This window comes from Lysinibacillus sp. GW821-FHT14F06, assembly GCF_058803665.1.
In genome coordinates, this window is the sequence record NZ_JBXAPF010000018.1 from 66104 (window position 1) to 92057 (window position 25954).

Below are 25954 nucleotides of genomic sequence, written 5' to 3' on the forward strand. Positions count from 1 at the left end.
AACACCTATAGTGACCGATGCAACTGCAACTATAACAGTTAATAACAATAACGTGCAAAGTGGACAAGCAAGTGCACCTATTCCTTTGCAAGCAGGAAATAATATAATTTCTGTTGTGGTGACAGCACAGGATGGCACTACAAAAACGTATACAGTTCAAGTAAATCGAAGGGGACCTTCTACAAATGCGGATTTGGGCAACTTAACCTTGAGTAGTGGTCCTTTAAATGAAACGTTTTATCCAGCGAAGACATTCTACACACAATTTGTAGAAAACAGGATAGAGAGCCTAACAGTTAACCTCATTACTGCAGATATAAGGGCAAGTGTGACAGTGAACGGTTTATTGGTTCCGAATGGACATGTAAGCTCTACAATTCCTTTAACGATAGGAAGCAACATCATTTTGATTGAAGTAACTGCAGAGGATGGCATGACAACAAAAAAATACACAATTCATATCGACAGACAAGCTGTTATGCTACCACAGCCACCTAATTATTACGCTGTCACTGGTGTAAGTTTAAATTATGATGAGCTTAGATTGACAGAGGGTGGAGAAAAAGTTGTCTTACAAGCAACAATTCAACCATCTTATGCAACGAATTCAAGGGTGAAATGGAGTAGTAGTAACCCAGAAGTAGCATCAGTGGACGAAAACGGTGTTGTTACGCCACTTACTGCTGGAATAGCAATGATAATAGTTACAACAGTAGATCAAAATAAAAGCACAACGATTCTTGTAAAAGTTGAAAAAGACAGTGAGACGGTGACAACAGAACCAGAACCAGCAGCAAAGCCGACACCTGAACCAGAGCAAACAATAGAATTTAGCGATGTTTCATCAGATTTTTGGGCTTATAAGGAAATTCAAGACCTTGTATCAAAGGGCATCATTCAAGGTTATCCAAATGATGAGTTTAGACCAAATGAATCAATCCGTCGTGAGCATATGATTTTAATGATTACTCGATTGGGTCGGTTAACAGAAGAACGAGATGTTCTGGACTTTACTGATGTCCCAATAAATCATGTTTATTACAATGTAATTCGTTTGGCACAGCGAGCGGGCATAATTGATGGACAGGATGGAGCATTTCATCCAAAGTCTATTTTAACAAGAGCTCAAGCAGTAAAAATTATTGCACTTGCTTTTAATATTGATGGAGAAGGTGAAAAGAAATTTAAAGATGTGCCAGCAGATGCATGGTATGCCCCATACGTAAATGCGTTAGCCAACGAAGGCATCGTACTAGGGGATGATGAATATTTCAAACCGAATGCCGCTTTAACCCGTGCCCAATTTGCAGCGTTATTATATCGCACATTACAATTAACAGAGAGCTAGAAGCAGAGACGATGACAGGAATTAACTGGTCATCGTCTTTTTTAGGTTTTTGAAGTAAAACATGCATATCAAGCCAAAAAATCAAAAGCGACAAAAATTATTTTTCCTACGAACTATTGAAATAGTGGTAGAAAAACTGTTATAGTGAAATTATTTGTCTGACGTCTGACTACTATTTATTAAGATTGCCTGTTCTTAAATTTTTGTTATTGGACATAATGAATGGAAGAATAGCTTTGTAGTCGAACGTTCAATATTTATATGGGGGAATTTATGAGATACTTAATATCTTTTTGCGGATTGCTGCTTGTTTTTGGTTTAGCTTTATTAATGAGCAAAAACAAAAAAGAAATAAAATATAAAAATATATTGATGATGCTAATCATCCAATTTCTATTGGCAGCATTCCTTCTAAATACGAAATTTGGTTATATTTTGATAAAAGGAATCACGAAAGTATTTGATCATTTATTAGCTTACGCAAATACAGGTATATCCTTTGTTTTTGGAGGTTTAGCGAATAAAGGAGAATCTCCATTCTTTCTTAGTGTATTATTACCGATTATCTTTGTATCTGTATTGATAGGGATCTTGCAGCATTTTAAAATACTTCCTTTCTTCATGAAATGGGTAGGTTTACTTTTAAGTAAAGTAAATGGTATGGGGAAATTGGAATCTTATAATGCTGTTGCTTCTGCAATGGTTGGTCAATCTGAAGTATTCATTACTGTAAAAAAACAATTAGATAAACTTACACCACAGCGAATGTATACATTATGTGCATCGGCTATGTCTACTGTTTCTATGGCAGTTGTTGGAGCCTATATGACGATGATTGAACCAAAATATGTAGTAACAGCGATTGTGTTGAACTTGTTTGGCGGATTTATTATTGTTTCTATTATTAATCCATATAGAGTAGAGGAAAGCGAAGATATTTTAACGATTGAAGATGAACATAAACAATCTTTCTTTCAAATGCTTGGTGAATATATTATGGATGGATTTAAAGTAGCTATTATTGTTGGAGCTATGCTGATCGGTTTCGTAGCATTAATGGATATGATCAATTCATTATTTGATATAGTATTCGGTATATCTTTCCAAGGGATTTTGGGTTATATATTTGCACCAATTGCCTTCCTAATGGGTGTGCCATGGGCAGATGCCATTTCTGCTGGAGGAATTATGGCAACCAAATTAGTAACAAATGAATTTGTGGCCATGATAAGCCTTGGAGAAGTAGCTAAGTCTATGAGCGCGCATACAGTAGGTATTATTTCTGTCTTTCTTGTATCCTTTGCAAACTTTTCATCTATCGGTATTATTGCTGGAGCAGTAAAAGGTTTGAGTGAAAAGCAAGGCAATATAGTTGCTCGTTTTGGCTTAAAGCTGTTGTATGGTGCCACACTTGTTAGTATCTTAACAGCTACAATAGTTGGTTTTGTTATTTAATTTAGAAAAAAAGCAGTAATAGCTATTTGAACTGCACTCCATTTGTTAGATTGGGGTGTGGTTTTTTTATGAGCGTGTTGAACCATCGATTCAAATTTGGCTGGTAGAAGGGGAAATTTTAACCAAATGAGGTTTAATTAAGTATTATTAAATAAATTAACCAGAAATCACGAATCACGCCTAGCTTGGGATATTGCTGTAGGTTCTCCACAATTTTATATGATGTAACTACACTTACTCGAGTAGGAGCTATTGCTAAAAAGCTAGGCATTACATGGGGTGGCGATTGGGTTAGTAGAATTGACCGACCACACTTTGAAGTAAAGGCAAATTGGAAGATGCCTACAGGTTATAAGTTAGAGGGTAAATTAAACGTGCCTACCAATAGTAAAGGACAAGTCCAATTAATTGTGGAAGACAAACTGAAGGAGGAAATCAAAGTGACTCAAACATGGAACCCTGGTTCACCAGCTCTGAAAACTGAAACAGAAAACTTTATTGCACAGGCGGTTAAAGATGGCATTATTCAGGAATCGCATTTGAAGGATTTACAGAATGGCGTAATGACCACTGACCGTTTAATTGGGTTGTTTATTACGATTCAGCAAAGACGTAGTAAATAAGCAATGAGGACTAGCATGGCTAATTTAGTCGAGCTAGTCTTATTACTTATTACATAATATTAAAGTGACAATTTTGTGAAAATTATCATCTGAATATAAGAATAGAACTAAATGAAAATATCAAGTGTTTTAGTGTGAATTTCACTAAAAATGTTACTTATGTTATATAAAATAATAAAGGTGCGCCAAAAAATGGCGGTATAAATGGCGTGATTTGGCGTTGTGCGACATAAAACGATAGATAACGCCAAAAAATGAATGTTCCCGAAAAATGGAATTTCGGAAACACACCATTGAAAATTCGGCATTTGTATTGATAGACTTGAGTTAACTCGAGGGTAAGTAAGTTTACTATAGTAATTTAAAATCCATTTAATTTACATAAGAAGGGTGAAAAACATGAAAATATTTAAAAAAATAGCACTTACTTCTGCGCTTGCACTTTCTACATTAGTAGCGATTCCATTTTCGGAAACTGCATCTGCTGCTCAAATAGATGGTTGGCAAAGTTGGCAAGCACTTTGTGATGAGGACCCTAAATGTACTATGATTTCTTTATTTGGAGTGAGAGTAAATCAAGAACATTTCGGAGGATACTCTAGATTAGAAATAAAATCAGGTGCAGGAAATGTTAGTATAACGCCATATGGAAGATTAAGAGCAAATAAAGCAGGAAATGCTGTCGTTTATGCATATGATGTAGATGATAAATATGTAATTTTTTATTTGACTATTCAATAAGTAAAAAGTTTAGATAATGCCCAGGTACTCAATTAATTTTGAGCCTGGGCTTTTTTTTATGGTTTAGTATTCTCTTACTTCAAATGAAGCAATTTTATCATGTACGACATACTCAGTTACCTTTTTATAAGGTGAAATTGTTTTTGAAAATTTGAATGTTGAAGTTCCTTGTGCAGTATCAAACCAATTTAAGTAATTGTTTAAAACTGCATTAGTCACGTCATATTCTTTTGTTATACCATTCACCAAAGTAATGCTCAAAATAGCACTCGATGATTCACTGATCGGTTTCTTAACAACAATCGTACTTGTAGCTGAAATATCTGTGTTTTCTATTGTTGCTGTAATGATTGCTGTACCTTCACGAATAGCAGTTACATTACCATTCTGATCAACAGTGGCAATTGATTGATCACTACTTGTCCAAATTACTTTTGCTGTATCTGGAGATACTGTAGCCGTTAATTTATCTTGGCTGCCTTCCAAAAGTTCTAATGTATTTCTATCTAATGAAATTGATTTTTCAGTAGTTACTTCATCTATAAGACTACCATCTAAATCGATTTCAATTGCATCTAATATATAGAATTTTCCTAACTCGTTCTCTATTTCAATAGTATGTTCTACATTTTCTAATCCTACCTTTTCAAAAAGTAATATTCCACCGCCAGGGCTTCCTATCTTATTGTTAAAGTAGTGAGGAGTACCATCAATTGTTATTTTCGCATTTTCTGATAAATCTCGATCTGTTGCACTACCCCAACCGATGAATCTTATCTTGGTAGTTTTTACTTTAAATGTTACTTTCTCTAAAGTCTTTGTAGAAGTTTGATGTCCACTTCCACCACTTAACCCACTATTATAAAAAACATTCCAATTTCCAGTATATTTAAAACGAGAATCTGAATTCTCATACCTCTTCCATCCTTCTTCAGGTTGTGGTAAATATTCCCCAATAGAAGCTGCGTTAACTTCTATTGAATTATTTGTAAATAAAGACAAACTAAACATAGAGATAGCTAAAATAAAAATTGAAAAATATTTCTTCATGATTTATCCTCCTAATTTAAATAATTTCTTTTAAAAACCTACAATAACAACTTTAACCATACTTATACTTATTTACCATAATAAAAATCGTCTAATTCTAATAAAAAAAGCCACTCACTTGAGTGACTAAATTGTTTATTGACAGGCATTATACAGGAATCTCATTTGAAGGATTTACAGAATGGAACAATGACAACTGATCGATTAACGGGCTTGTATATTACAATTCAGCAAAGACGCAGTAAATAAATGAAGTGAGATCAAGATAGCTTAATGACTGTCTTGGTCATTTTCAAATTTAAGATTAAAAATTTATATAACTATCTTCATCTCTGTTTGGGTCATAATATAGAAAATCTTTTATTCCGTGTTTTTCCTGTAAGTATTCTTTTACTATTTCTATATCTTTACCGAAAGTAGGGTATGGGGAGCTTCCGAATCTTATTAAATAAGGTGCTTCTTCAGATATAGAAGCGTATAGTATTTCTTTATCATCGTAGTGGAAATCGACATTCCACCCTCTATAACAAATTAAAAAAGTTCCATCGTCTCTTAGTCCACATTTATCTTCATAAGGAACGATATTAACATTACATACTTTATTATTTATTAAAAATGAATCCATGTTACCTTACTCCTTAATATAATTATGTACAGTATCATTTTAATGGAAACGAGAGTGGAAAGTACATACAAAAAACAGACAACCGATATTAGTTATCTGTACTTAAAATTTACGTCCATCCTCTAAAACGAAATGAGCCTCATATTTTGCATCTAATGCAGATGCAATTTCTTCTAATTCCTTTTCGCTGAAATTATCTCTCTTTAGTTTGTTAGAAATGTTGGATTGGGAAGTTCCTAGCTTTTCAGCTAATTTAGCAGCTGTAACATCTCTTTCAACCATTAACAACTTAATTTTCTTTGCCATGCTCATACTTCTCACACCACCTCAATAGATATTGTTACCACTATTATAGCTTATAAATACACTTAAATAAAATATAATTTCACTTTTTAGTGAATTTTTATTTACTTATACATTTTAATGATATATATTATTACCAACGAATGAATTGTTTACACTTTTAGGTGAAGTAGGTGAACGAATTGAAAAGTATCCAACAACGTCAAAAGTATATTCAAACAAAAATGAAACAACATGAATCAATTACAGATGTCCACAAGTATCAACGAAGATTAAAACGCCTTATGAGGTATCATAGGCTGTTGACCAATTTAGAAGTAAAACAGGCACGAGAAAATTTACGTAAGGCACTTAAATAAACACGAACAATATTCATTCAGTGGATCCTAGAAAGTTCGTAATTAGAAAGCGAGGTGAAAACGATGGCATTTGAATATTTAGCACAATACACAACATTTGAATCAATAGCTGATATGGATAAGAGTGTGGAGGACCATATATCGGCACATTACTACGATTTAACAGAATCAGAACGTGCCATCGTTTTCAAGCTTGCATCACATTCTCTAGAGTATCCAGGGGCGTGCCATCTTAAAGCTTCCACAATTGCTACAGCATTGGAGATCAGTACGAAGACGGTTTATCGTGGTATCAAAAAATTAGAATCACTTGGAATTATTAAGAAAGAAACGACTGTAAAAAGCAAAGGTGGACAAGGTGCAAGCATTTATATCATTTTGCCTTACAATGTCTCAGCGTCAATGTCCGACCGTCAAAACGCTGAAATGCCTTGTGAGAGTAGCGTTTGCCATCCACAATCTCAAGAGCTATCATCTAGTTCTTTTTATCTTTTTAGTTCTAAACAAGCAAATAATATTAATAACCTAGCGGATGAAATCGCTTTGCAAGCTGAAAAGAAAAAAGAGTACATGAATGAGTATCAGCAAATGTTATTTGATTTCATGCACTCGCTGCCATTAGCAGATAATTTAAAAGATGAATTACACAAAGTTGTTTTAGCTACTCAGGTTCAAAGTGCATCTGATTTCATTAGAGCTAAAAACGTACTATTCAAAATTGCTATGGATATTAAAGAAGGTGTACTGACAGTTACTAGTACATTAAGAGCCGTATTTGTAGGAGCATATAGTAAGGCAGTAGGGCGTTCCAATATGAAGGCGAGTAATTCATCATCTGTGGAGGGCGAAGCAAAAAAGGGACGACCAATACCTTTTTATAACTGGCTGAATGAGCGAGATGGTCTTCCACAGTTGATATGTAGTAGACCAAGTAAATTAGATAATTGGTTGGAATGATGAATGAGAAATTGCAGAACATGTTAATTTATATAACTAATTATCATTATTTTTTGCAACAATTTTGCAACAACACCAATTTTAACATAAAAAAATCACCCTCCAATAATGGAAGGGTGATTCGCTCAAAAGCCTTATGGCTGTAAGATTAAATTAAAAAGCCGCGTATGCCGTAGTTATTATAGAAAGTTTTAAACCACCACTCCTCAAAGTGGGTGTTCGCAGAAGTTTTCCTGCATATCCTCATGCACCTTGGTGTGAGGCCCGTCATTCCAACTCCAATAATAAAACTCCCTTTTACAGCTTAAAGGTTAAAACTTAATATTATACGAACAATGCAGCCTTTAAAGATATAATAAGGCATGATAAACAAACTTGCAAGTAAGATGGTTTAGGTAAAAAAGTCAATGGGCAAGCATCCCAAATCATATAGCTTTAAATAAAAAATAGCCATATCTCCAGCTTATTGCTTCATACATTTTTCACAAATGCGAACAAAAAAGGCGAACAACCTTTGATTAATAGGGCAGATTATGTAAAGATAGGAGAATATATAGGATTAACCTAGTAAAAAAGTAAAGGAGGAAGCGGAAATGGCAGCTTATCCAAATTGTCCGAAATGTAATTCTGAATATACGTATGAGGATGGTGCAAATTTTGTATGTCCAGAATGTGCACATGAATGGAGTGCAGATGTAACAGAGCAAGAAGCAGATACACTTATTGTAAAGGATGCAAACGGCAACCTTCTTGCGGATGGTGATTCTGTTACAGTCATTAAAGATTTAAAGGTCAAGGGTAGCTCTTCAACATTGAAAATTGGTACAAAGGTGAAAAGTATTCGTCTAGTTGAAGGTGATCATAATATTGACTGTAAAATTGATGGCTTTGGTGCCATGAAATTAAAGTCAGAGTTTGTTAAAAAAGCATAGGTATTAAAAAGAGTCGAGTAAAGAAGAGTCCATTTTCGGATAATGGATACACTTCATAATCGACTCTTTTTTATTTTTAAATAAAATTAGTAATTACTGTAACATTTAGAAATGACAGACGTTTTACTTGTGAAAACCACGAAGCGAGGGGGATGCATGGACAGGCAGCGGAAGAATGAGCTTGAGCAACTTTATCAGGAATATGCGAAATCGTTATATTATTTTCTGCTGAAAATGTCTGGGTCAGTACATATAGCGGAAGATTTAGTACAAGAAACCTTTGTACGAGCTACGGTATCGCTGTCATTTTATAAAGAAGAGGATGTGAGAGCATGGTTGTTTAAAGTAGCACGGAATACGTATCTAGATGAGTGGCGCAAGCAAAAAAGAAGAAGGACTATCCCATTTGCACAATTATTTTGGAAGGATGACATGCTTAGTCCTTATGGTCTGCCTGAAGTTGATATTCTCAAGCATGAAGTAACGGAAGATATACAGTCATTATTAAAGTTTTTGCCTGAAAATTACCGAACAATTTTATATTTACGAGAGTATGAACAATTTACATATCAAGAGCTACAAGAGTCATTGGAGCTAACAGAGGGGCAGGTGAAAATACTGTTACATCGTGCACGTAAGCGCTTAGCTGAAATAATCAAGAAGAATGGAGGGTTTCAAGATGACTGAGTGGTCGCAGGAAAAAGAGAAAAAAATATTACGGAAGTACCGTTTTACGTTAACCTCTCGGATATTACGTATATTGCTACTATGTGCTGCTATTTATGGTTTATATATTTTAAGCTTATCAATCATTTTTGATAAAACACGCCCGGATCGTAAACATATTTATAATTCATTAATGGCTTTAGAATGGCAGCAGCCAAATATAAAAGGACAATATTCAGGTTCAACTGCTGAAATAACACCACTTTTGACGCAAAAATTTAGCTATCCTCTTGTGAAGCAAGTAGGGAAAGAGAACGTAATGGTAGGTGAGATGTATGTGGATAAAAAAATACTCAATACATCTTCATCGATGAAAATGAACTTAACGTTAAAAAATTCTTCTTCATCTTCGAGCCTGAAACCCACAAATGAATTTGAAAAATTTAGCTTCAATTTACCTGAGAACCCTCGAACAGGGAAAGCGACATCATCCAAAATTAACAATGGTGTATGGAAAACGTTAGAAAAATTACCCGAAGGAACCGTTGCAGAACTAGCGTTTTCTACCGCAACCTTTATGGAGCCTAAAAAGTTGATAAACATGCTTGAACCATACGATGTGGAAGTTGTTTGGATGCCTATATATACAGGTGAATTCAAATCCTTTGAGTCATTTTCAACTGGTGAAGATAGTGTTAACCTTACAATTTATGATAGTTTCGGGCTAACAGGAGGGATGAAGGTTAGTGATGATTATTTAAAAATTTGGGTAGGTCAAAATTTAACGCAGGGTGGAGTTCGAGATAGTCAGCGAGTTATGCTAGAAAATATGGAAAAGCTACTGAACAATGAAAAGAAAAGCTATATCGAGGATTTTCTTGGTTTGTCACATTTGCAAGAACGTTATGATTATTTAAAAAAGAATGGTTTTCAGGCTTATGGTGCTGTGGTGACAGGACCAACAAAGAATTTATTAATGCTGAGATATATAGAAGGCATATCTAATCAGAAGCTTGGAAATGTTGAGCTGTGGAATTGGTATAATAACTGGTAATAGAGGGGGGTGTCTCTGACTTTGAGGCAGCTCCCTCTATTCGTTAAAAACTAATTTTAGTAAACCTACGCAAAATAATCGCAAAGGCAGCACCAATTAGTGCAAAAATGGTATGTAACAGGGCGATATAACCCGCACCAATTAATAGAGCTCCAATCACTGTAAACGAATAGGTACTAATATAGAGTGGATTAATTATATTATTAATAATAGCCCATACAAACACGGGTACAGAGCTGATGGAAAAAACGATCCAAATGTTTTTGTAAAAAAAGTAAGTAAGACAGCCAAAAATAGCATAGGAGACAACAAAGCTTTTTTGATTACCTAATAAGGATGAATTAATCGCAAACATAAAGGATAAAACGATAAAAATAATATGGAAAAAGCTTATTGTTCTTTTCATTGGAAAATGATTATTTGTTAATTGCTTTGTAGTCCCTAGCTGACGGCAATGTTCACAATTAGCTAAATGTTGTTCGACAAACTGTGTAGTAGCTGCTTGTAGTGTTCGCTTATTATACAAAGGCAATAAATCCTCAACTATTGAACATTCCTGTGGCAAAGGCTTCCCTCCAATCCTCTTCTTTCATTATACGACTTTTTGAGAAAAATAAAAAAAGCCTTCCGTGAGTTTATTCATTCGGAAAACTTGTACATGCACCATATTATGTTGAGGTTAATACTTCATTAGTGAGGGCTTGAATATCAATATGTGTCTTTTCCTTTACCGCATCCTTCAAAATTTCAGTACGGAAATAATGAACTGTTGCTTCTAGGGGAATGGCTAAAAGCTTGGAAAGAGCTGATTGATACATATAAACAAACTCTTTGTCAGTGTTTCCTCGCTTTAATTCAGCAAAGGCCTCATAAAATTGATCTAGCTTATCGGAAAATTCAAGTAAACGACCCTCCAACGTGCTATCCTTACCCTCTTTCATACGTTCGAAGAAGATAGCTTGAAATTCCTGAGGGATTTCATTGATAATGAATTTTTCCATCATTTTTTCTTCCACATGTGCAAGCATTTGTTTGAGCTCGGGACTTGCATGTTTTACTGGCGTTTTAATATCGCCTATAAATACTTCAGCAAAATCATGATTAATGGTCTTTTCGTAAAGTGCCTTCCAGTCTACTGTGGCGCCATTCATTTCCTCTAATGTGGCGAAAAACATAGCGTATTGTGATACCTTCCAAGAGTGAGCAGCCACGTTATGCTCTTCAAATTTAAAGCGGCCAGGGCAACGAATAATACGTTCTAGGTCATTTAGACTTGTAAAAAATTGATGAATTCCTATAAAAATCACTCCTTTTTGTTCTATAAGTGCATGTTACTATAAACTTTACCCTCTTTGTATAAATTTCAAACAATTTAACAATGATTCAAGTGGCGTTTACAAAGGATTCACAAATGCTTCTAAAGTCAGGCAAGTTGAATGCTATAATGAAGGGGACTGCTAATAAGGGGAGTATGCACCATGATTTCAATTTATACACTTCTTCTTTATATACATATTGTAAGTGCCATTCTTTCGATTGGGCCATTGTTTGTAGCTTTAACAATTGTTAAAAAAATGCACACTGCGGCTCATATTGAAATGCCGCCATATATCGAGGCCTTTAAGGGAGCTATTACCATTGTCAAGCATTCCGGGCATGTTCTAGTTGCGTCTGGTATTTTATTAATGTGGCATGCGGGCTATCAATGGAATACATCATGGATAGTTCTAACATTTCTTATTATGTTGGCTGCCATTGTTTTTTTAGCAAGAGCATTCAAACCAACCTTAAGAACATTTAATACACCCTCCTATGACCAGAAAAAGTTTGCATTATTATTACGGCGTAAGGCATGGATGTATATTTGTTTATTGCTAATTATGTTATGGCTAATGGTCGCAAAGCCCGTTCTTTGGTAGAGGATCTTTCTTTATAAAAAATACGCACCCATGGAGGAGTGCGTATTTTTATTATATGCTAAGTAATCGCTTGAAATAACTCTTACGAATAAATAAGTAACTAATAATGAATAGGGCAAGGAAACTGAGAGAGCTTATCATGGAAACTTGTAGAAATGTGGTTGATACCATCGTTCGCATGGCGAATAGAGTGATAAATAACATCGTAATGGCTAAAGCAAATGGTACAAATATAAGAATTGCCAGCTCCTTTGACACAACGATGAATAATTCCTTTTGAGATAGACCAAGCTTCCGTATACTTGAGTATTTTTCTTTTTCTTGTATTAGGGTTGTCTGTAAATAGAAGTAGAGTATACTCATAGCTGCACTTAAGAAAATAAGACTCAACATAGAACCGATAAAAAACATCACACTTTTTACAAACATTTCCGAATCAAATAAAGTAATTTTGGAAGTGACATAACGTTCATCAGGTAAAGTTGGTATATGCTCCATAATTTTATTAGCTAGTTCAGTATGGGCTGTCCAATTAGCAAGCTCAAATAGATAAGCCTGATAAATAGGGAAGTGGATATGGTCATAAAGCTGGTCAGGTACAATAAAATATGTGTGCTGGAAACCAGTGGATAATAAGTTTTTTCCATCTATAGATGTAAGCTTTAGATTTTTAAGATATTGATCCGCAATTGTATTAGTAATAGGTTCTAAATCACGATTTCCAGCAACAGCTATAAATTCATCATCATGTAAGCTAACAGATTGATTCTTTAACAGATTAAAGGTAGAAACAGACATATAGCCAATTTGATCCTCTTCATTGGATTTGAATTCTATATAATATTTTTGAGGATCAGTAGGGGACAATTCCTTTTCTAGATACTCAACATCATCTTTTACCATATTCGGATCGGCTTTAGGATCAGCTATATATTGAAAGCTATATGGATAGTTTTCTTCACTATCCTTTGCTACATTGTAGTAGGAGCTAAATAAAATACTGGTACATAAAAATACACCACTTAATAAAATTGTGATTAAAAATAGCATATTTGCATGTGATTTCATTTTTGCATTCAAATTAGAAACTAGTAGCATATTTGTTTTTCGCACATAGGCTGGAGATATCTCAAAAATTTTTAGAAGGAAGCGCATTCCTTGCGATATGACGAGATAAATCGAGCAAAGAATACTTATAAAAAATACTAAATAGTAAAGAACGCCAAGGCTTTCAACAAGATGGTGATTGATTTTTAATAAATATGCCAGAGTAGCTGAACATATGCTACTAAAACCAAATAAAAGAGGATGCTTTGGTATAGATTTTTCAATGATCACATCACTCTTTAAAAGCTGAATGGAGGCTTCTTTATTAATAAATCGGGTCACAATTTTTGAAATTGCCACAAACAATCCGATGAATAAAAAAATAGTAAGTACGATTGCTTTTATAGGAAAATACATGCCGAAAGTTTCAGCCTTTAAAACGACTTTGACCCCCATTAAAAAAAGAGGGGTAATAACAAGTCCAAAAACAATTGCTGTTAGTATTGCCAAAACACCTATTAGAATATTTTCACGAAAGACGAGTGTGCGAATTTGCTTCATAGATGCCCCGGCTATCATAAAGATCCCAAGTGTTTTTGTTTTTTTCTTTAGAAATGCCATGATCGAGTAAGTGATATAAATAAATGAAAATAAATAGACGAGCATACTCGCTAATAGTAGTGATATACCAAGTGTTGAATCTGGATCTATGCTATTTAGACTCGGGTGAAATGCAATGATTGTAAAGAGAAAGAAAATAATGATAGAAAATACACTACTAAGAAAATAGGAAATATATGTCCACTTGTCACGCAAAATATTTTGCACAACGATATGATTAAAGCTCATGCTGTCCACCACCTAGAAATGCAAGTGTATCCATGATTTCCTGATAAAACTGCTTGCGATTATTACCACGATGAATTTCGTTATATAATTTTCCATCCTTGATGAAAATAATCCGACTGGCGAAGCTTGCAACATATGGATCATGTGTCACCATTAGAATGGCGGTATTTAATGCTGTATGAATAGAGCTAAATAAGTTCATCACATCGTTTACAGCTTTGGAGTCAAGATTGCCTGTAGGCTCATCAGCCAATAATAAAGCTGGTTCATGAATAACTGCTCGTGCAATGGCTACTCGTTGTTTTTGTCCACCAGAAATTTCATAAATCCTTTTTGATAGCAGCTCTTCAATGCCGAGAAACTGTGACACATTTTTTAAACGTTGGTTCATTATATTGGCAGATAAACTATCCAATGTTAATGGTAATAATATATTTTCCTTCACGGTTAATGTGTGGACAAGATTAAAATCCTGAAATACAAAGCCTAACTCTGTACGGCGAAATTTAGCAAGCTCATCGTCATTTAATGTATAGGGATTTCTACTATTTATGAGGATTTCTCCAGCCGTGGGGCGATCAATTGTGGACACACTATTTAAAAATGTTGTTTTTCCACTTCCTGAAGGCCCCATAACAGCTACGAATTCATTTTCACCAAGCTGAAAATTGATACCATTCAATGCTCTATAGGTGATTTCTCCGATATATTCTTTTTGCAGATTAGAAACTTGTAGGATAGCGTGTCCCATCCTCAACAACTCCTTACTTTAATTGAATAGCTCTAGTATAAAAAAGGAGCCGTTATTTACCTATTTGGCTTTGTGACGTCAATATGACAAAGTTGTCATGTTGACTTTTTAACGCTTTTTGAAAAGTCTATGGCAAAGGTTGTAATATGGTTTTGAGAGAGTAAAGTAAAAGGGTGCTCTAATGAGGTTAAAATCTTTTTCACCAAATAGAGGCCAATCCCTGTTGCTTCACCGCCCATTCTTCCTTTTGTCCCTGTATAAAATAAATCAAAGACTCTGGAAATCTCGCTCTCAGGAATAGTCTCTCCCTTGTTTTTAATTTGTAAAATAGCATCGTCATACATAATTTGAATGGAGCTTTCAGAATCCCCGTACTTAATAGCGTTATTGAGAATTTGATAGAGCGTAATTTTTAGCCATTTCTGATCTGAGTAAATAATAGGGTTGTCCTTGATTAATATTTTAGGAAAAATTTCCTTAGCGATAAAATAATCCTTTAAATCGTTGATTACCTCCTGTACTAGTTTCTTTAATGGGAGTGCTTCAATTTTTAAATCTGCAGCAAGATGGGATGTACGTTCATAAGTGAGTAGTTGGTTGAGGGTAAATGTCAGCTTATCGCATTCATTCTTAATATTCTGCCACTCGGATTGATTGCTTGTAGCAGCATTATGAGTAGATTGAATAATCAATTGAATTACCGACAGAGGTGTTTTCATCTGATGGGCAAAATGAGATAGCACAAGCTGTCTTTCATTCCCTTGCTCCTCCAGTTGCTGCTGCTGAGTTAAATATAAATGCTGCATTTGACGTAGCTTTGAGCTATAGGCTAGCTCAATCAAAGCTTGAGGTTCAAATAAATGTAAATCATTATGTGTGAAGGTGTTGTTTTGTAAATGGGCATACAATTTCTTTCTACGAAAATAACGACCAATTAGCCAAATCGTAAAAAAGAAGCTAACGAGAAAAATAAAATAGAAATAGTGTGGTGATAAATCATCCAATGTCTGTATTAGCCAAGGAAGAAACAAAAAGCTTATAGCGTAAAGGATAATGACACTTGCATGGTCTCGAAAAAAAAGTTTCATTCTTCTACCTCCACTAATTGGTAGCCGAGTCCACGAATGGTTTTAATCTCTAGTGAAGATTGAATGACTTCAAATTTTTTACGTAGACGGCCAATATTCACGGATAAGGTGTTTTCCTCAACAAAGGTTTCATCATCCCAAATGGCACTTAATAGCTCTTGACGAGTAACAACATTTGGATATGAATCAAATAGTAATTTGCAAAGCTGCATTTCTTTTAATGTTAATAAACTCTCTTGTTTTGTCGTTTGAAGACGAACAGTATCAGCATTTAATGTTGTATTTGCAATGGTGCTGATAGTAGAGTCAGAAGAAGCATATTCACCATATGTACGACGAATAAGTCCGTTCACTTTTGCCATAAACACATCGAGTGAAAAGGGTTTTGTCATAAAATCATCTGCTCCATTTTCAATACCATACACTTGATCAATATCGTTAACACGAGCTGATAAAATGATGATTGGACATGTTGAAAGCTGGCGTATTTTCCGCGACCAAAAATAGCCATCATAGGTTGGTAGATTAATATCCATAACCACTAGATGGGGTTGAATAGCCTGAAATTCTTCTACAATACGATGGAATTGCTGGACAGTATAGCATTGAAATTGATATTTTGTTAAATGCTCAGTGATTAGCCTTGAAATATTCGTATCATCTTCGATTATGTAAATTTTGTACATAGTATCGACCTTTCTTTAGGTACCTTCATTTAGTGTACCCTGATTTTTAAAAATCTATGTAATTTTACATTATAAAGAAGAGCCACCACAAATCCAATTGAGAGTGTGGAGGCTCTTTAAAAATTAATTTTTGGGAATGCGGAAGGAGATAGTTGTTCCTTTATTAAGTGTACTTTCAATGTGTAGCCTTTGTCCGTAAATTCTTTTTAGGCGTAAATCCGTATTACGAATCCCTACACCAAGGCTGTTCCATTCATTATCGTTACCTGATTGTAATTCATATAAGATGGTCGCATCTATACCAACGCCATCATCAATTACACTGATTGTGACAAAATCAGGATCATCTTTAATGCGAATACAAACTGTTCCACCTTTTTCTTGCTTTAATACGCCATGACGTATCGCATTTTCTACTAAAGTTTGAATGGAGATAGGGGGGATTTCAATATTTATATGACTATCAATATCCCATTCAACGTGTAGTAGTTGTCCGAAGCGCTGTTGTTTAATATAGAGATACGAGTTTACTAGCTCTAACTCTTTCTTAAGTGGAACTACTCTCTGCAGATTCCGCACATCAAAGCTTGCATGTAGGTATTCACCAAAATGATGCAATAAGTCAATCATACGATCAGTATCGATTGTACTAAGTGATGCAATTGTATTTAATGTATTAAAGAGAAAGTGCGGTTGTATTTGGGCTTGCAGCCAAGCAGTTTCTAAATGCAATTGTTGATGAATACTATATTTAAGATCAATTAATGCGCGGCTTCTAACCTTTAATTCAAGAGCATTAATAGGCTTAGTCACATAATCATTTGCCCCATGAGCGAAGCCAGTGTAAACATCTTCTGGATATTTTCGCGCTGTTAATAATAATATTGGTAATTCGAGTAAGGAATAATGCTCTCGAATCATCTCAATTAATGCATAGCCAGAGATATAAGGCAGCATAGCATCAATTATTACTAAATCCCAATCATTGTCCTTTAAGGCCGCTAAAGCCATTTCACTGCTCGTTACAGTTTTAACAGCATACTCGGATGATGCAAATAAACTACGCATTATCGTTAAATTTACTGGATCATCATCAACCATTAAGATTTTGAATTGTTTTTCTGTTATTGAGGACATCAGTTTTGCTTCCGCTGGAACTGCTGTGTCCTCATAATTGATATAGGTATACTCATCCTTTATATTTTCCATTGCTAATGGCAAAGTAAAATAGACATCAGATCCTTTGTTAAGAATAGAGTGGATTTGCAATGTACCTCCATGCAATTCAATAAGTTTTTTAGAAATCAATAAACCAAGCCCAATTCCATCATCATTTTCATTTCCCTGCTCATAAGGGGAAAATAGCCGACTTTGAATCGTAGCATCCATGCCTAAACCAGTGTCATGAATATGGATAACAGCCATATTCTTTTCTATATGTGCGCTGATATCAATAGAACCAGCATCTGTATATTTAATAGCATTGTGTAAAAGATTAAAGAGAATTTGAATTAAACGCTTTTCATCAGCTACTACATTAGGAAATGATTTAGAAATAGTAGAGTTCATGTGAATTTGTTTTCCATTTGTAATAAACCGAAGCATATCAAAAACCCCGTATACAGAGCCTTGAATGCTAATATTTTTTTTATGAAGATGTAAATCGCCTTCTTTTAAGCGAGTGTAATCCAATATGTCATTTAATGTAAAGGACATGCTTCTCCCTATATCAATGAGATACTTTAGATTTTCCTGATCTTCGGCCACCAGCTTATTGTTAGGATTATCATAAATGGACTGTCCTAAAGTAATCATCTTATTCATAGGATCCCATAGCTTCTGTGAACTACTTGATAAAAACTCATCCTTTAATTCATCTTCCTTTTGTAATGTAGCCACCAGATCTTTAATTTGTTCTGTATTTTCAAAGAAACGTTTAAACCAGTAACTCGAAAAACCGAGCATGATAAATAAATAGTCGAATGGATAAACCGGTATATCAAAAACATATATAGATTTAATTAGTCCCCAGATAATGCCATTTGTTGTACTAAGAGCTGTAAGAGCGATAAAGGCAGAACTTTGTGTTTGATTTTCAATGTACTCTCTTAACGCCAATGTAACTACAAATAAAAATGAAGCGGCATATAGAATAAAGAATAGTAGATTTGTTGTATACAGCCATTTAATAGGTAAAAGTACAATCAAAAGAGCACCTAAAGCATATAAATGAAAGAACAGCTGAAAACATTTTGCATAACGATATTTGACTAGTAAAACACGCATAAATTGGACAAAGAAAAAAGATGCCCCAAGATAAATGACCAATGATAGTTTAAATGACCAAGCATAATCTAGATGTAACCAATCAAATATGGAACGATCATAGGTTAAAAGCTCATCAGTCAACGGTAACAGAAAGCCGACAGTGAACAGTAATACAATGGGTTTTCTGTAAATAAATAAAAAAACTAGAATGCTAAAGAGTGCGAATATAATGAGCATAATTGAAATAGCAGCAAGAGATAGCATGGTTAACTTTTGATGATGTGTCATAGCTGTTGCTGAGCTAAATAAAACTCTTTTACTTATTGTAGGGTTCTCAGGTGTATCAAAATTAGATACGTGTAGTACTAAATCCATTTTAGATTGCTCATTTGTAAAATAAATCGTATAAGGAGCAGCTTGCCCCCTATGGTTTTGTGAATCGGAAGCAACTTTGCCGGACTGGCCAACCAATTTACCATTAATATATAGTGCAGAAGCAGTTGATACAGCTGGGATTCGAATAGCGTAGCGATTGTCTGTAGCTGCATTATTATTAAGTAGAATTTTTAAACGATACGTTCCATAGCTTTGTGCTGTTTTTTCTGCATCTTTTATAGGAATCGTTTGACTATTAATGCTAGAAGAGTAAGCAAGTGTGCTATCGTTGACGGTTAAGGGGTCTACTAAATGTGGATAATAGAGCCATTCACCATTGAGCTGAAGAACTTCATCGTCAGGTAATTGCAGATCACGAATATCAAATATTCCTTCATGGGCGACAGGTTGATTACTAGAAGGAAGAAAATACGATAGCCATAGCAGGCGAAGAATTGTCAGAGCAATAAATATTAAAATAATAGTAAGTACACGGGTTGCGGTATTTTTAAACAGCGACATAAGGACCTCCTGAATGGTCTTCTGAATAAGAAAAAGAACTATATTTACCATGCCATGAAATTCAGAAAATGGAAATAAGTAATTCACTTAAAGAATACTTTAAGATACAGAGATGTTCACAATGTCTTAAATATAGTTCTTTTTGAGTTTCATTATATTTCTAAAGTCTGTTAAATTTAATCATTTGTTAAGTATTTTTTAAGAACTATGTCGTATGATGATGGAATAAATATATCAATATTTTATGAGTAAAAACATAGATAAAATTTAACGAAAAAATCATCTCAATGGGAGAAATGATCTATTGTGGGTAAATACAAGTTAAAGTTATCGTTTGTTATTGTGAGTATGATAATCATCGTTGTACTTGCGACATCTGGTGTTAGTATTTGGAGCAGCTATCGAAATTTTAACGACATTCTTATGCAAAATAAAATAACGATGCAAGAGAAGTATGGAAGGGAACTTTCGGCTATGACCGAAAACTATATACAAGAAAGATTAAAAGACCCTAATCAAGCACAGCCCATAGAACCCTATATGAAGCAGCTAGTTGATAACATACATGATAAAAATACAGTTTCTTTTAGTACATTTTTAAAAAGTATGATTGTTCCCTTATTCATTTTGATTGTAATTATTTTGATGGTAGCTGTATGGATTGCTTTAAAAATTGTACGACCTCTCCAAAATCTTTCTACTAGTATAGAAAGAGCAGAAGGGGTACAAGAGCTTGAAGTTATTGATGATTGGTATGATGAGGTACGATTGTTAAAAGGTGTAGTAGAGAATATGGTAATTCTTTCAGAAAGTAAAATAGCTGACTTAACGAATCAACTAAATCTAGACCCTTTAACAGGAATTCCTAACCGTAGAAGGATGGATCAAATTTTAAATGAATTAATTTTTAATAGAGAGCCCCATGCAATAGTTTTAATAGATCTAGACGACTTTAAAAGTATAAACGATACATACGGTCATACTATGGGCGATGAAGTTTTAAAATCCTTTGCCAATCATATGCAGAACAACATTGGCAAGCAGGGGATGTGCTTTCGCTATGGTGGGGAAGAGTTTATGATCGTATTACCGTTCGCTACAGTTGATATCGCTATTGAAGTAGCTGAAAATCTACGAATAAAGCAGGCTTTGCTAGATACCGCATGTGGACGGCCAGTTACATTGTCTGCGGGTATCACGGCTTTTACAGCAAACATTAAGACTCCAAATCAGTTAATCTCCATTGCAGATCAGGCATTATATAAAGCGAAACAGTCAGGCAGAAACTGTACCTGTGTCGTTGATGAGCTGTCAGAAAAAATAATTAAATAAAAAAATCACAAAAATAAAAGTATGCTAGAAGTTTCATCTAGCATACTTTTTTGTATGAATAATAGTTATTATAATTCCTGTGATAGGGCATTAAAAAGCTCCATTGTTTCTTGATTTGGTAAAATCTCAAGATCCGTTAACAAGGTATGTCTAAATTTATTATAAGTTTTTACAGCACTTGCTCGATTATCAATATCGATATAGTGTTGCATGAGTTGTTGGATAGTTTTGTCAGAATATGGATTATGCTCTAACGCTAAGAGTAAGACATGTTCTCGTTTTTTTACATCATTTATGGCTGTATAATGGGCTACAAGATCATGCAGCATAAGCGTAAACTGGTTATTCATAAAATTGGATTTACTAATAATCCACGGATAATCTAGCGTAGCCATGTATTCCCCTTGATACTTTTGTACAAGTACCTCAGCTTTCTCAATATTGAGCTTTCCACTCTCCATTTTCTCATTTAAGATCTGCTCTAAGTCATAAGCATCGCATTGGAAATCTTCAAGCTGTAAAATATAACAGCCATTTGCATACTGAATTACATCTACATAGCCTATTGTAGAAAGTGTTGTACGTAGATATGAGACGGTTGTATGCAATTGCACCCTTGCCTTCTTATAATCTGTCTCAGTCCATAAGGCATCAATAATTGTATCACGAGGAATGAGACTATTAAGATTAGAAAAAAGAAAGGCAAATAATTCTTTTGTTTTTACCGTTCTCCAAAGTACGGTTTTTTCATCATACGAGACAACGAAACCTCCAAAACATTGAATAGTCAATAAAGATTTTTGTTGATCTAATACAGGAAGAGATTTGTTTTCTAGGTGGAGTGCTTGGATTCTATTAATAGTTGTCTCTAGGCGAGCTTTTGAAATAGGCTTTAATAAATAGTCAAGGGAGTGAATTTCAAATGCTTGAATTGCATAATCACGATATGCTGTGACGAAAACGATATAGATATTAGGGTTCCATTCCTGTAAAAGTTGTGCAACCTCTAAACCGTTCATGCCAGGCATTTCAATATCTAAAAATGCTACTTGAAAAGAAAGGTTTGGTCCCTCAGCCATCAATTCTTTTACAGTTGTAAAAGTTTTAATAACCTCTATGGAATCAAATTCCTCTAACTTTTTCTCCATGTTTATAAGAGCTAATGGCTCATCGTCCATCACTATTACTCGAATCAAAAAGGACACCAACTTTCAAATATTTTTAACCTAAATTGAAAATGACGATAGGTTAATATGAAATTTCTATCACGGTTCCTTTGTCCATTCGATTGTTAATAAGTTGTTGAGACATATTGGCAATCAATTTGACAATGATTAACATAGTCATATTTAAATGGAGTGCGTCTAGCATTGCATGTGGTTGTCTAACTTTTTGCTGCTTCAGCTCCTTAGAAGCCAATATTGAATAAGTCTCCATCCTACATTCCTCCTTTCCTCTATTATCGGATGAAAATATTGTTTTTCCAACATTTAAAAGATGTGAATCATTAACGTTTGGTTTAGTTTTATTCCATAAAATTGTGTTATTTGCTAAACATATGATCGATATTGTATATTTTTCTGTTTTTATAGTAATAATTTGTAATACCAGGTCCATTGTCCTGAGTTTATTAAATGCATTCACTAGCATCGATTGCATAGAAGAGCCTATCTCTAGCGTGTTAGCGCCAGATAGCAAAAAATAAAATACGGAGGTAATATGAAATATGAAGAAACAAGCATTAGCTTTAGCTGTAGCGTTGACCTTTGGCCTAGGTGTGTTTGTAAGTTCCTCCTCTGCTGAGGAAATAGACAGGGTTCAAATTGACAACACACTATGGGGAATCTCACAAGTTTTTAATTTATCTATAGGAGAATTACAGCAAATAAATGAATTAGATCCAACTTGGAACTATCCAGAGCAAACATTAAGCATAGTAAAGGGGGATGAGAAGCCTAAGGATCAACATCTTATTGAAAAAGGTGATACTTTATTTAATATTGCATTCACAAATAATGTAACGGTTTCAGAATTAAAGGAATGGAATAACCTTACATCTGACTTGATTTTTGTAGGGGAGCTGTTAGCCGTTAAGGCGTCAGCAGCAAAGCCAAAAACAGCTGTTAGTAAAGTGAAAAAGCCAGCAACAACTACGAAACAAGTAAGTGCTGCAACAAATGGGGCAGGTAAATCATTAACGATGCGGGCAACTGCTTATACTGCGTATTGTGAAGGCTGTTCAGGCATTACAGCAAATGGAACGGATATTCGATCTAATCCAAATTTGAAGGTAATTGCTGTAGATCCACGGGTTATTCCTCTAGGTACCAAGGTCTGGGTTGAAGGTTATGGTGAGGCGATAGCGGCTGATACTGGCGGTGCTATTAAAGGTAACAAAATTGATGTTTTTATTCCTACAGAGGGACAAGCCCGTAAGTGGGGCGTTAAGACTGTTACGGTGAAGGTTTTAAATTAATTTCAGAAAAGGGATATCTCATAGGAGATGTCTCTTTTTTTGAGGAAATCGCATAAGTATGAGGAATGTTGGGAACCATCAGAAATAGAGGAGGTATTTTTATGAAAAAAATGAGCTTGGTATTTATGTCACTATTGGTGTTTGTCGGCGGTTGTGGTTTTTTTGAAAAGAAAGAAGAGAAAGTAGCGGTTAATGCAAAATCCCCACTGACAGCAACCGCAAAAGTAATTGGTAAGGATAATGAAAGCTATGGAAATGCGTATTTTCAGGAAGAGGATAATGGGGTTATGATGACGCTGGCGTTATCGGGATTACCACAAGGAACGCATGGCATTCATATACATGCAGTTGGAAAATGCGAGCCGCCAACCTTTGAATCTGCTGGACCACATTTTAATCCAACATCTAAAGAGCACGGGAAGCTTAATCCAAAAGGCTACCATCTAGGAGATCTTCCGAATTTAGAAGTAGGTGAGGATGGCAATGTGGATTTGAACTTTTTAGCTGAAGGGCTAACATTAGATAAAAGTGCGGCTAATTCCTTGCTAAAAGGGGAAGGTACAGCCTTAGTTATCCATGAATCTGAAGACGATTATAAAACAGATCCTGCTGGTAATTCTGGCGCAAGAATTGCTTGTGGGGTCATCCAATAATAGTGAGGTACTGTATCTGAAGGCAATTACTTTAGATACAGTATTTTGCAGTGGTAAAGGGGAAGTAAAGAAATTCTAATATTTTATTTTTATTATTTTAATTCAGATCAATGAGAATTAAGTGCATTAAAAAGGGGGATTTTTCCTTTTTTATTGTCATTCATCTAATAAAGTGATTGGTTTTATATTTATTATGCATATGTAGCATTATTTGTTGATTTTTTGTAAAAAGACAATGTATAATTCTATTATCAGAAAATTCTATTAAATAGGAGTGATAAAATGAAAAAGTTGTTAAATTCAAAGTTTGAAACGTATTTAATGGATCAAGAACCTGAATTAGTGATGGAGGAAGAAAAAAATGAGGAGCAGACTATAATCGTTCACTATGATGAATACCCACAAGGTTTTTTTACAAGTTTATAATATTTATTTGATGGACTGTGTGAAAGAGAGTGAAACTTTCGGTGCAGTCCTTTTGTTGTTTGTACGATTTTTGACATTTGTATAAAGCATTTGAATACGGGTCTAATTACATATGTACTTTTCTGAAATTATTTCATGTATAATGAGTAACAAAAATGAGTATGAGGTGTAATGATGTCAGCTGCAGTAACATTAGAAGAATCAATATTTCAATGGTTTAATCATTTTCATAAATATCCTGAGGTAAGCTGGAAGGAATATGAGACAACTAAAAAAATTGCGTCCATACTAGACGAATTAAATGTAACATATCGTTTATTAGGCGATGTGCCTGGATTAATTGCTGAAATTGGAACCGGGGATGAAATTATTGCTGTTAGAGCAGATATTGATGCCTTGTGGCAAGAAGTAGATGGGAAATGGCAAGCAAATCACTCATGTGGCCATGATGCGAATATGACAATGGTTCTTGGTGCCTTATTACTACTTAAAGATCAGCCCTTGCAACATCGTGTTCGTTTTATTTTTCAACCTGCTGAAGAACTAGGAAATGGTGCCTGCGCAGCCTATGATCGAGGAGCAGTTGAAGGGGTATCGCATTTATTCGGTGTACATTTAAGACCGATTGAAGAATTACCACTTGGTAAGGTTTCTCCAGCTATCCATCATGGTGCTGCTTATTTTTTAGAGGGAACAATTCAAGGTGTAGATGCACATGGTGCCAGACCACATCAAGGTAAAAACGCCATTGATGTAATTATGGCTGTTCAACAAATGCTGAACAGTATTCATCTATCACCGTTTGAGCCACATTCTGCGAAACTAACAAAAATTATTTCGGATGGAGGCAGTACAAATATTATTCCCGGTAACGCTAGTTTTTCAATGGATATTCGCGCCCAGCAGAATCAACAGCTCGAATTACTCCGAAGTCGTATTGAGTCTGGTTTGAAATCCATCCAGCTACAGTTTGATATTGATATGGACTGGAAGTGGATTGATTACACGCCAGGCGCTGAAGTTTCACCAATAGCAGCAAGAATGGCAAAAAAGGCAATCATTGAAGCATTAGGTGAGGAGCATTTAGCGGATGAAATCACTACACCAGGTAGCGATGATTTCCATTTCTATACTGTGAAAAAACCAGAATTAAAAGCGGCGATGATAGGTATTGGGGCTAATCTGACACCAGGATTACATCATCCTAAGATGACATTTGATCGTAGTGCATTGATCGATGCTGCAAAAGTACTTGCATGTGTATTAGAAAAAAAGCCAGAATTCGAATAAAAAAATAAAGCTATATTAAAAGATTATATTTTCTTTTAATATAGCTTTTTTGTATGAACATTTTACAAAATGAATGGATATACAAGGGTTTACATTGTTTTTAATAGCTACTTGAAAGCGTTTTATTACGCTAAAATAGTAAGATTTGCTCGAGAAGCA

Annotated in this window: 27 protein-coding genes and 1 other RNA gene; 15 read left to right on the forward strand and 13 right to left on the reverse strand. The window is 34.7% G+C overall.

Annotated elements, in window-relative coordinates; translation table 11 throughout:
* From AC1RNS_RS16150 to AC1RNS_RS16165, 4 genes are all read left to right on the forward strand, one after another.
* Window positions 1-1348 (forward strand): S-layer homology domain-containing protein (locus tag AC1RNS_RS16150; protein WP_492994101.1); only part of this gene is annotated, 1348 nt, incomplete at its 5' end.
* A 273-nt stretch (window positions 1349-1621) separates the two neighbouring features.
* Window positions 1622-2803, forward strand: a complete 1182-nt coding sequence (locus tag AC1RNS_RS16155; protein ID WP_492994103.1) for a NupC/NupG family nucleoside CNT transporter — start codon at window positions 1622-1624, stop codon at window positions 2801-2803.
* A gap of 185 nt (window positions 2804-2988) precedes the next feature.
* Complete coding sequence (locus AC1RNS_RS16160; protein WP_492994104.1) at window positions 2989-3426, forward strand: M15 family metallopeptidase; 438 nt, start codon at window positions 2989-2991, stop codon at window positions 3424-3426.
* A gap of 399 nt (window positions 3427-3825) precedes the next feature.
* Entirely contained in the window at window positions 3826-4167 is a 342-nt protein-coding gene (locus AC1RNS_RS16165) for a hypothetical protein (protein WP_492994106.1), read from the forward strand.
* 63 nt (window positions 4168-4230) lie between these two features.
* Here AC1RNS_RS16165 and AC1RNS_RS16170 read toward each other — a convergent pair whose 3' ends face one another.
* The 3 genes from AC1RNS_RS16170 to AC1RNS_RS16180 form a co-directional block, all read right to left on the reverse strand.
* On the reverse strand, window positions 4231-5217 hold the full coding sequence (locus AC1RNS_RS16170) for an Ig-like domain-containing protein (protein ID WP_492994107.1): 987 nt from the start codon (window positions 5215-5217) through the stop codon (window positions 4231-4233).
* A gap of 304 nt (window positions 5218-5521) precedes the next feature.
* Window positions 5522-5842: a hypothetical protein gene (locus AC1RNS_RS16175; RefSeq protein ID WP_492994109.1), complete on the reverse strand. Its 321-nt coding sequence runs from the start codon at window positions 5840-5842 to the stop codon at window positions 5522-5524.
* A gap of 102 nt (window positions 5843-5944) precedes the next feature.
* Window positions 5945-6154: a helix-turn-helix domain-containing protein gene (locus AC1RNS_RS16180; RefSeq protein WP_492994111.1), complete on the reverse strand. Its 210-nt coding sequence runs from the start codon at window positions 6152-6154 to the stop codon at window positions 5945-5947.
* Between the two features lie 164 nt (window positions 6155-6318).
* Between AC1RNS_RS16180 and AC1RNS_RS16185 the strand changes: the two genes are divergently transcribed.
* Both AC1RNS_RS16185 and AC1RNS_RS16190 read left to right on the forward strand, forming a co-directional pair.
* Window positions 6319-6504, forward strand: a complete 186-nt coding sequence (locus AC1RNS_RS16185) for a hypothetical protein (protein WP_492994113.1) — start codon at window positions 6319-6321, stop codon at window positions 6502-6504.
* 63 nt (window positions 6505-6567) lie between these two features.
* Window positions 6568-7461: a helix-turn-helix domain-containing protein gene (locus AC1RNS_RS16190; protein ID WP_492994115.1), complete on the forward strand. Its 894-nt coding sequence runs from the start codon at window positions 6568-6570 to the stop codon at window positions 7459-7461.
* A 154-nt stretch (window positions 7462-7615) separates the two neighbouring features.
* Here the strand turns inward: AC1RNS_RS16190 and ssrS are convergent.
* Window positions 7616-7808: non-coding RNA, 6S RNA (ssrS, locus tag AC1RNS_RS16195), on the reverse strand.
* A 246-nt stretch (window positions 7809-8054) separates the two neighbouring features.
* On the opposite strand from ssrS, the gene AC1RNS_RS16200 reads away from it, so the two are divergent.
* The 3 genes from AC1RNS_RS16200 (at window position 8055) to AC1RNS_RS16210 (ending at window position 10113) form a co-directional block, all read left to right on the forward strand.
* Window positions 8055-8393 carry a zinc ribbon domain-containing protein YjdM gene (locus AC1RNS_RS16200; protein ID WP_492994117.1) on the forward strand — a complete coding sequence of 113 codons (339 nt, stop codon included), beginning with the start codon at window positions 8055-8057 and terminating at the stop codon, window positions 8391-8393.
* Window positions 8394-8549: 156 nt separating this feature from the next.
* A complete protein-coding gene (locus AC1RNS_RS16205; protein ID WP_492994119.1) occupies window positions 8550-9080 on the forward strand; it encodes a sigma-70 family RNA polymerase sigma factor in 531 nt (176 codons plus the stop codon).
* Window positions 9073-10113 carry an anti-sigma factor gene (locus AC1RNS_RS16210; RefSeq protein WP_492994120.1) on the forward strand — a complete coding sequence of 347 codons (1041 nt, stop codon included), beginning with the start codon at window positions 9073-9075 and terminating at the stop codon, window positions 10111-10113. Before AC1RNS_RS16205 ends, AC1RNS_RS16210 begins: the two co-directional genes overlap by 8 nt.
* 43 nt (window positions 10114-10156) lie before the next feature.
* On the opposite strand, the gene AC1RNS_RS16215 is transcribed toward AC1RNS_RS16210, so the two are convergent.
* Both AC1RNS_RS16215 and AC1RNS_RS16220 read right to left on the reverse strand, forming a co-directional pair.
* Window positions 10157-10678 (reverse strand): zf-HC2 domain-containing protein, encoded by a 522-nt coding sequence (locus AC1RNS_RS16215; RefSeq protein ID WP_492994122.1) that lies wholly within the window; start codon window positions 10676-10678, stop codon window positions 10157-10159.
* 103 nt (window positions 10679-10781) lie between these two features.
* Window positions 10782-11420, reverse strand: a complete 639-nt coding sequence (locus tag AC1RNS_RS16220; protein WP_492994123.1) for a YfbR-like 5'-deoxynucleotidase — start codon at window positions 11418-11420, stop codon at window positions 10782-10784.
* A 171-nt stretch (window positions 11421-11591) separates the two neighbouring features.
* Between AC1RNS_RS16220 and AC1RNS_RS16225 the strand changes: the two genes are divergently transcribed.
* Window positions 11592-12032, forward strand: coding sequence for a hypothetical protein (locus AC1RNS_RS16225; protein WP_492994124.1), 441 nt, complete (start codon window positions 11592-11594; stop codon window positions 12030-12032).
* A gap of 51 nt (window positions 12033-12083) precedes the next feature.
* On the opposite strand, the gene AC1RNS_RS16230 is transcribed toward AC1RNS_RS16225, so the two are convergent.
* The 5 genes from AC1RNS_RS16230 to AC1RNS_RS16250 form a co-directional block, all read right to left on the reverse strand.
* Window positions 12084-13928 carry an FtsX-like permease family protein gene (locus AC1RNS_RS16230; protein ID WP_492994126.1) on the reverse strand — a complete coding sequence of 615 codons (1845 nt, stop codon included), beginning with the start codon at window positions 13926-13928 and terminating at the stop codon, window positions 12084-12086.
* Complete coding sequence (locus AC1RNS_RS16235) at window positions 13918-14679, reverse strand: ABC transporter ATP-binding protein (RefSeq protein ID WP_492994127.1); 762 nt, start codon at window positions 14677-14679, stop codon at window positions 13918-13920. Before AC1RNS_RS16235 ends, AC1RNS_RS16230 begins: the two co-directional genes overlap by 11 nt.
* Window positions 14680-14774: 95 nt before the next feature.
* Window positions 14775-15767 (reverse strand): sensor histidine kinase, encoded by a 993-nt coding sequence (locus AC1RNS_RS16240; RefSeq protein ID WP_492994129.1) that lies wholly within the window; start codon window positions 15765-15767, stop codon window positions 14775-14777.
* Window positions 15764-16453 (reverse strand): response regulator transcription factor, encoded by a 690-nt coding sequence (locus tag AC1RNS_RS16245; protein WP_492994131.1) that lies wholly within the window; start codon window positions 16451-16453, stop codon window positions 15764-15766. Before AC1RNS_RS16245 ends, AC1RNS_RS16240 begins: the two co-directional genes overlap by 4 nt.
* A gap of 123 nt (window positions 16454-16576) precedes the next feature.
* Complete coding sequence (locus tag AC1RNS_RS16250) at window positions 16577-19618, reverse strand: ATP-binding protein (RefSeq protein WP_492994132.1); 3042 nt, start codon at window positions 19616-19618, stop codon at window positions 16577-16579.
* Between the two features lie 306 nt (window positions 19619-19924).
* On the opposite strand from AC1RNS_RS16250, the gene AC1RNS_RS16255 reads away from it, so the two are divergent.
* Entirely contained in the window at window positions 19925-20950 is a 1026-nt protein-coding gene (locus AC1RNS_RS16255; RefSeq protein WP_492994134.1) for a GGDEF domain-containing protein, read from the forward strand.
* Window positions 20951-21018: 68 nt separating this feature from the next.
* Here AC1RNS_RS16255 and AC1RNS_RS16260 read toward each other — a convergent pair whose 3' ends face one another.
* Together AC1RNS_RS16260 and AC1RNS_RS16265 are read right to left on the reverse strand one after the other, a co-directional pair.
* The gene (locus AC1RNS_RS16260; protein ID WP_492994136.1) at window positions 21019-22146 is read right to left on the reverse strand and encodes a response regulator; all 1128 of its coding nucleotides are present in this window, start codon (window positions 22144-22146) and stop codon (window positions 21019-21021) included.
* A gap of 52 nt (window positions 22147-22198) precedes the next feature.
* Window positions 22199-22387 (reverse strand): hypothetical protein, encoded by a 189-nt coding sequence (locus tag AC1RNS_RS16265; RefSeq protein WP_492994138.1) that lies wholly within the window; start codon window positions 22385-22387, stop codon window positions 22199-22201.
* 289 nt (window positions 22388-22676) lie between these two features.
* Between AC1RNS_RS16265 and AC1RNS_RS16270 the strand changes: the two genes are divergently transcribed.
* From AC1RNS_RS16270 to AC1RNS_RS16285, 4 genes are all read left to right on the forward strand, one after another.
* Window positions 22677-23426: a 3D domain-containing protein gene (locus AC1RNS_RS16270; protein WP_492994140.1), complete on the forward strand. Its 750-nt coding sequence runs from the start codon at window positions 22677-22679 to the stop codon at window positions 23424-23426.
* A gap of 101 nt (window positions 23427-23527) precedes the next feature.
* The gene (locus AC1RNS_RS16275) at window positions 23528-24079 is read left to right on the forward strand and encodes a superoxide dismutase family protein (RefSeq protein ID WP_492994142.1); all 552 of its coding nucleotides are present in this window, start codon (window positions 23528-23530) and stop codon (window positions 24077-24079) included.
* Between the two features lie 282 nt (window positions 24080-24361).
* Window positions 24362-24505 carry a hypothetical protein gene (locus tag AC1RNS_RS16280; RefSeq protein ID WP_492994144.1) on the forward strand — a complete coding sequence of 48 codons (144 nt, stop codon included), beginning with the start codon at window positions 24362-24364 and terminating at the stop codon, window positions 24503-24505.
* A 174-nt stretch (window positions 24506-24679) separates the two neighbouring features.
* Window positions 24680-25795: an amidohydrolase gene (locus AC1RNS_RS16285; protein ID WP_492994146.1), complete on the forward strand. Its 1116-nt coding sequence runs from the start codon at window positions 24680-24682 to the stop codon at window positions 25793-25795.
* The last annotated feature ends 159 nt before the right edge of the window (window positions 25796-25954 follow it).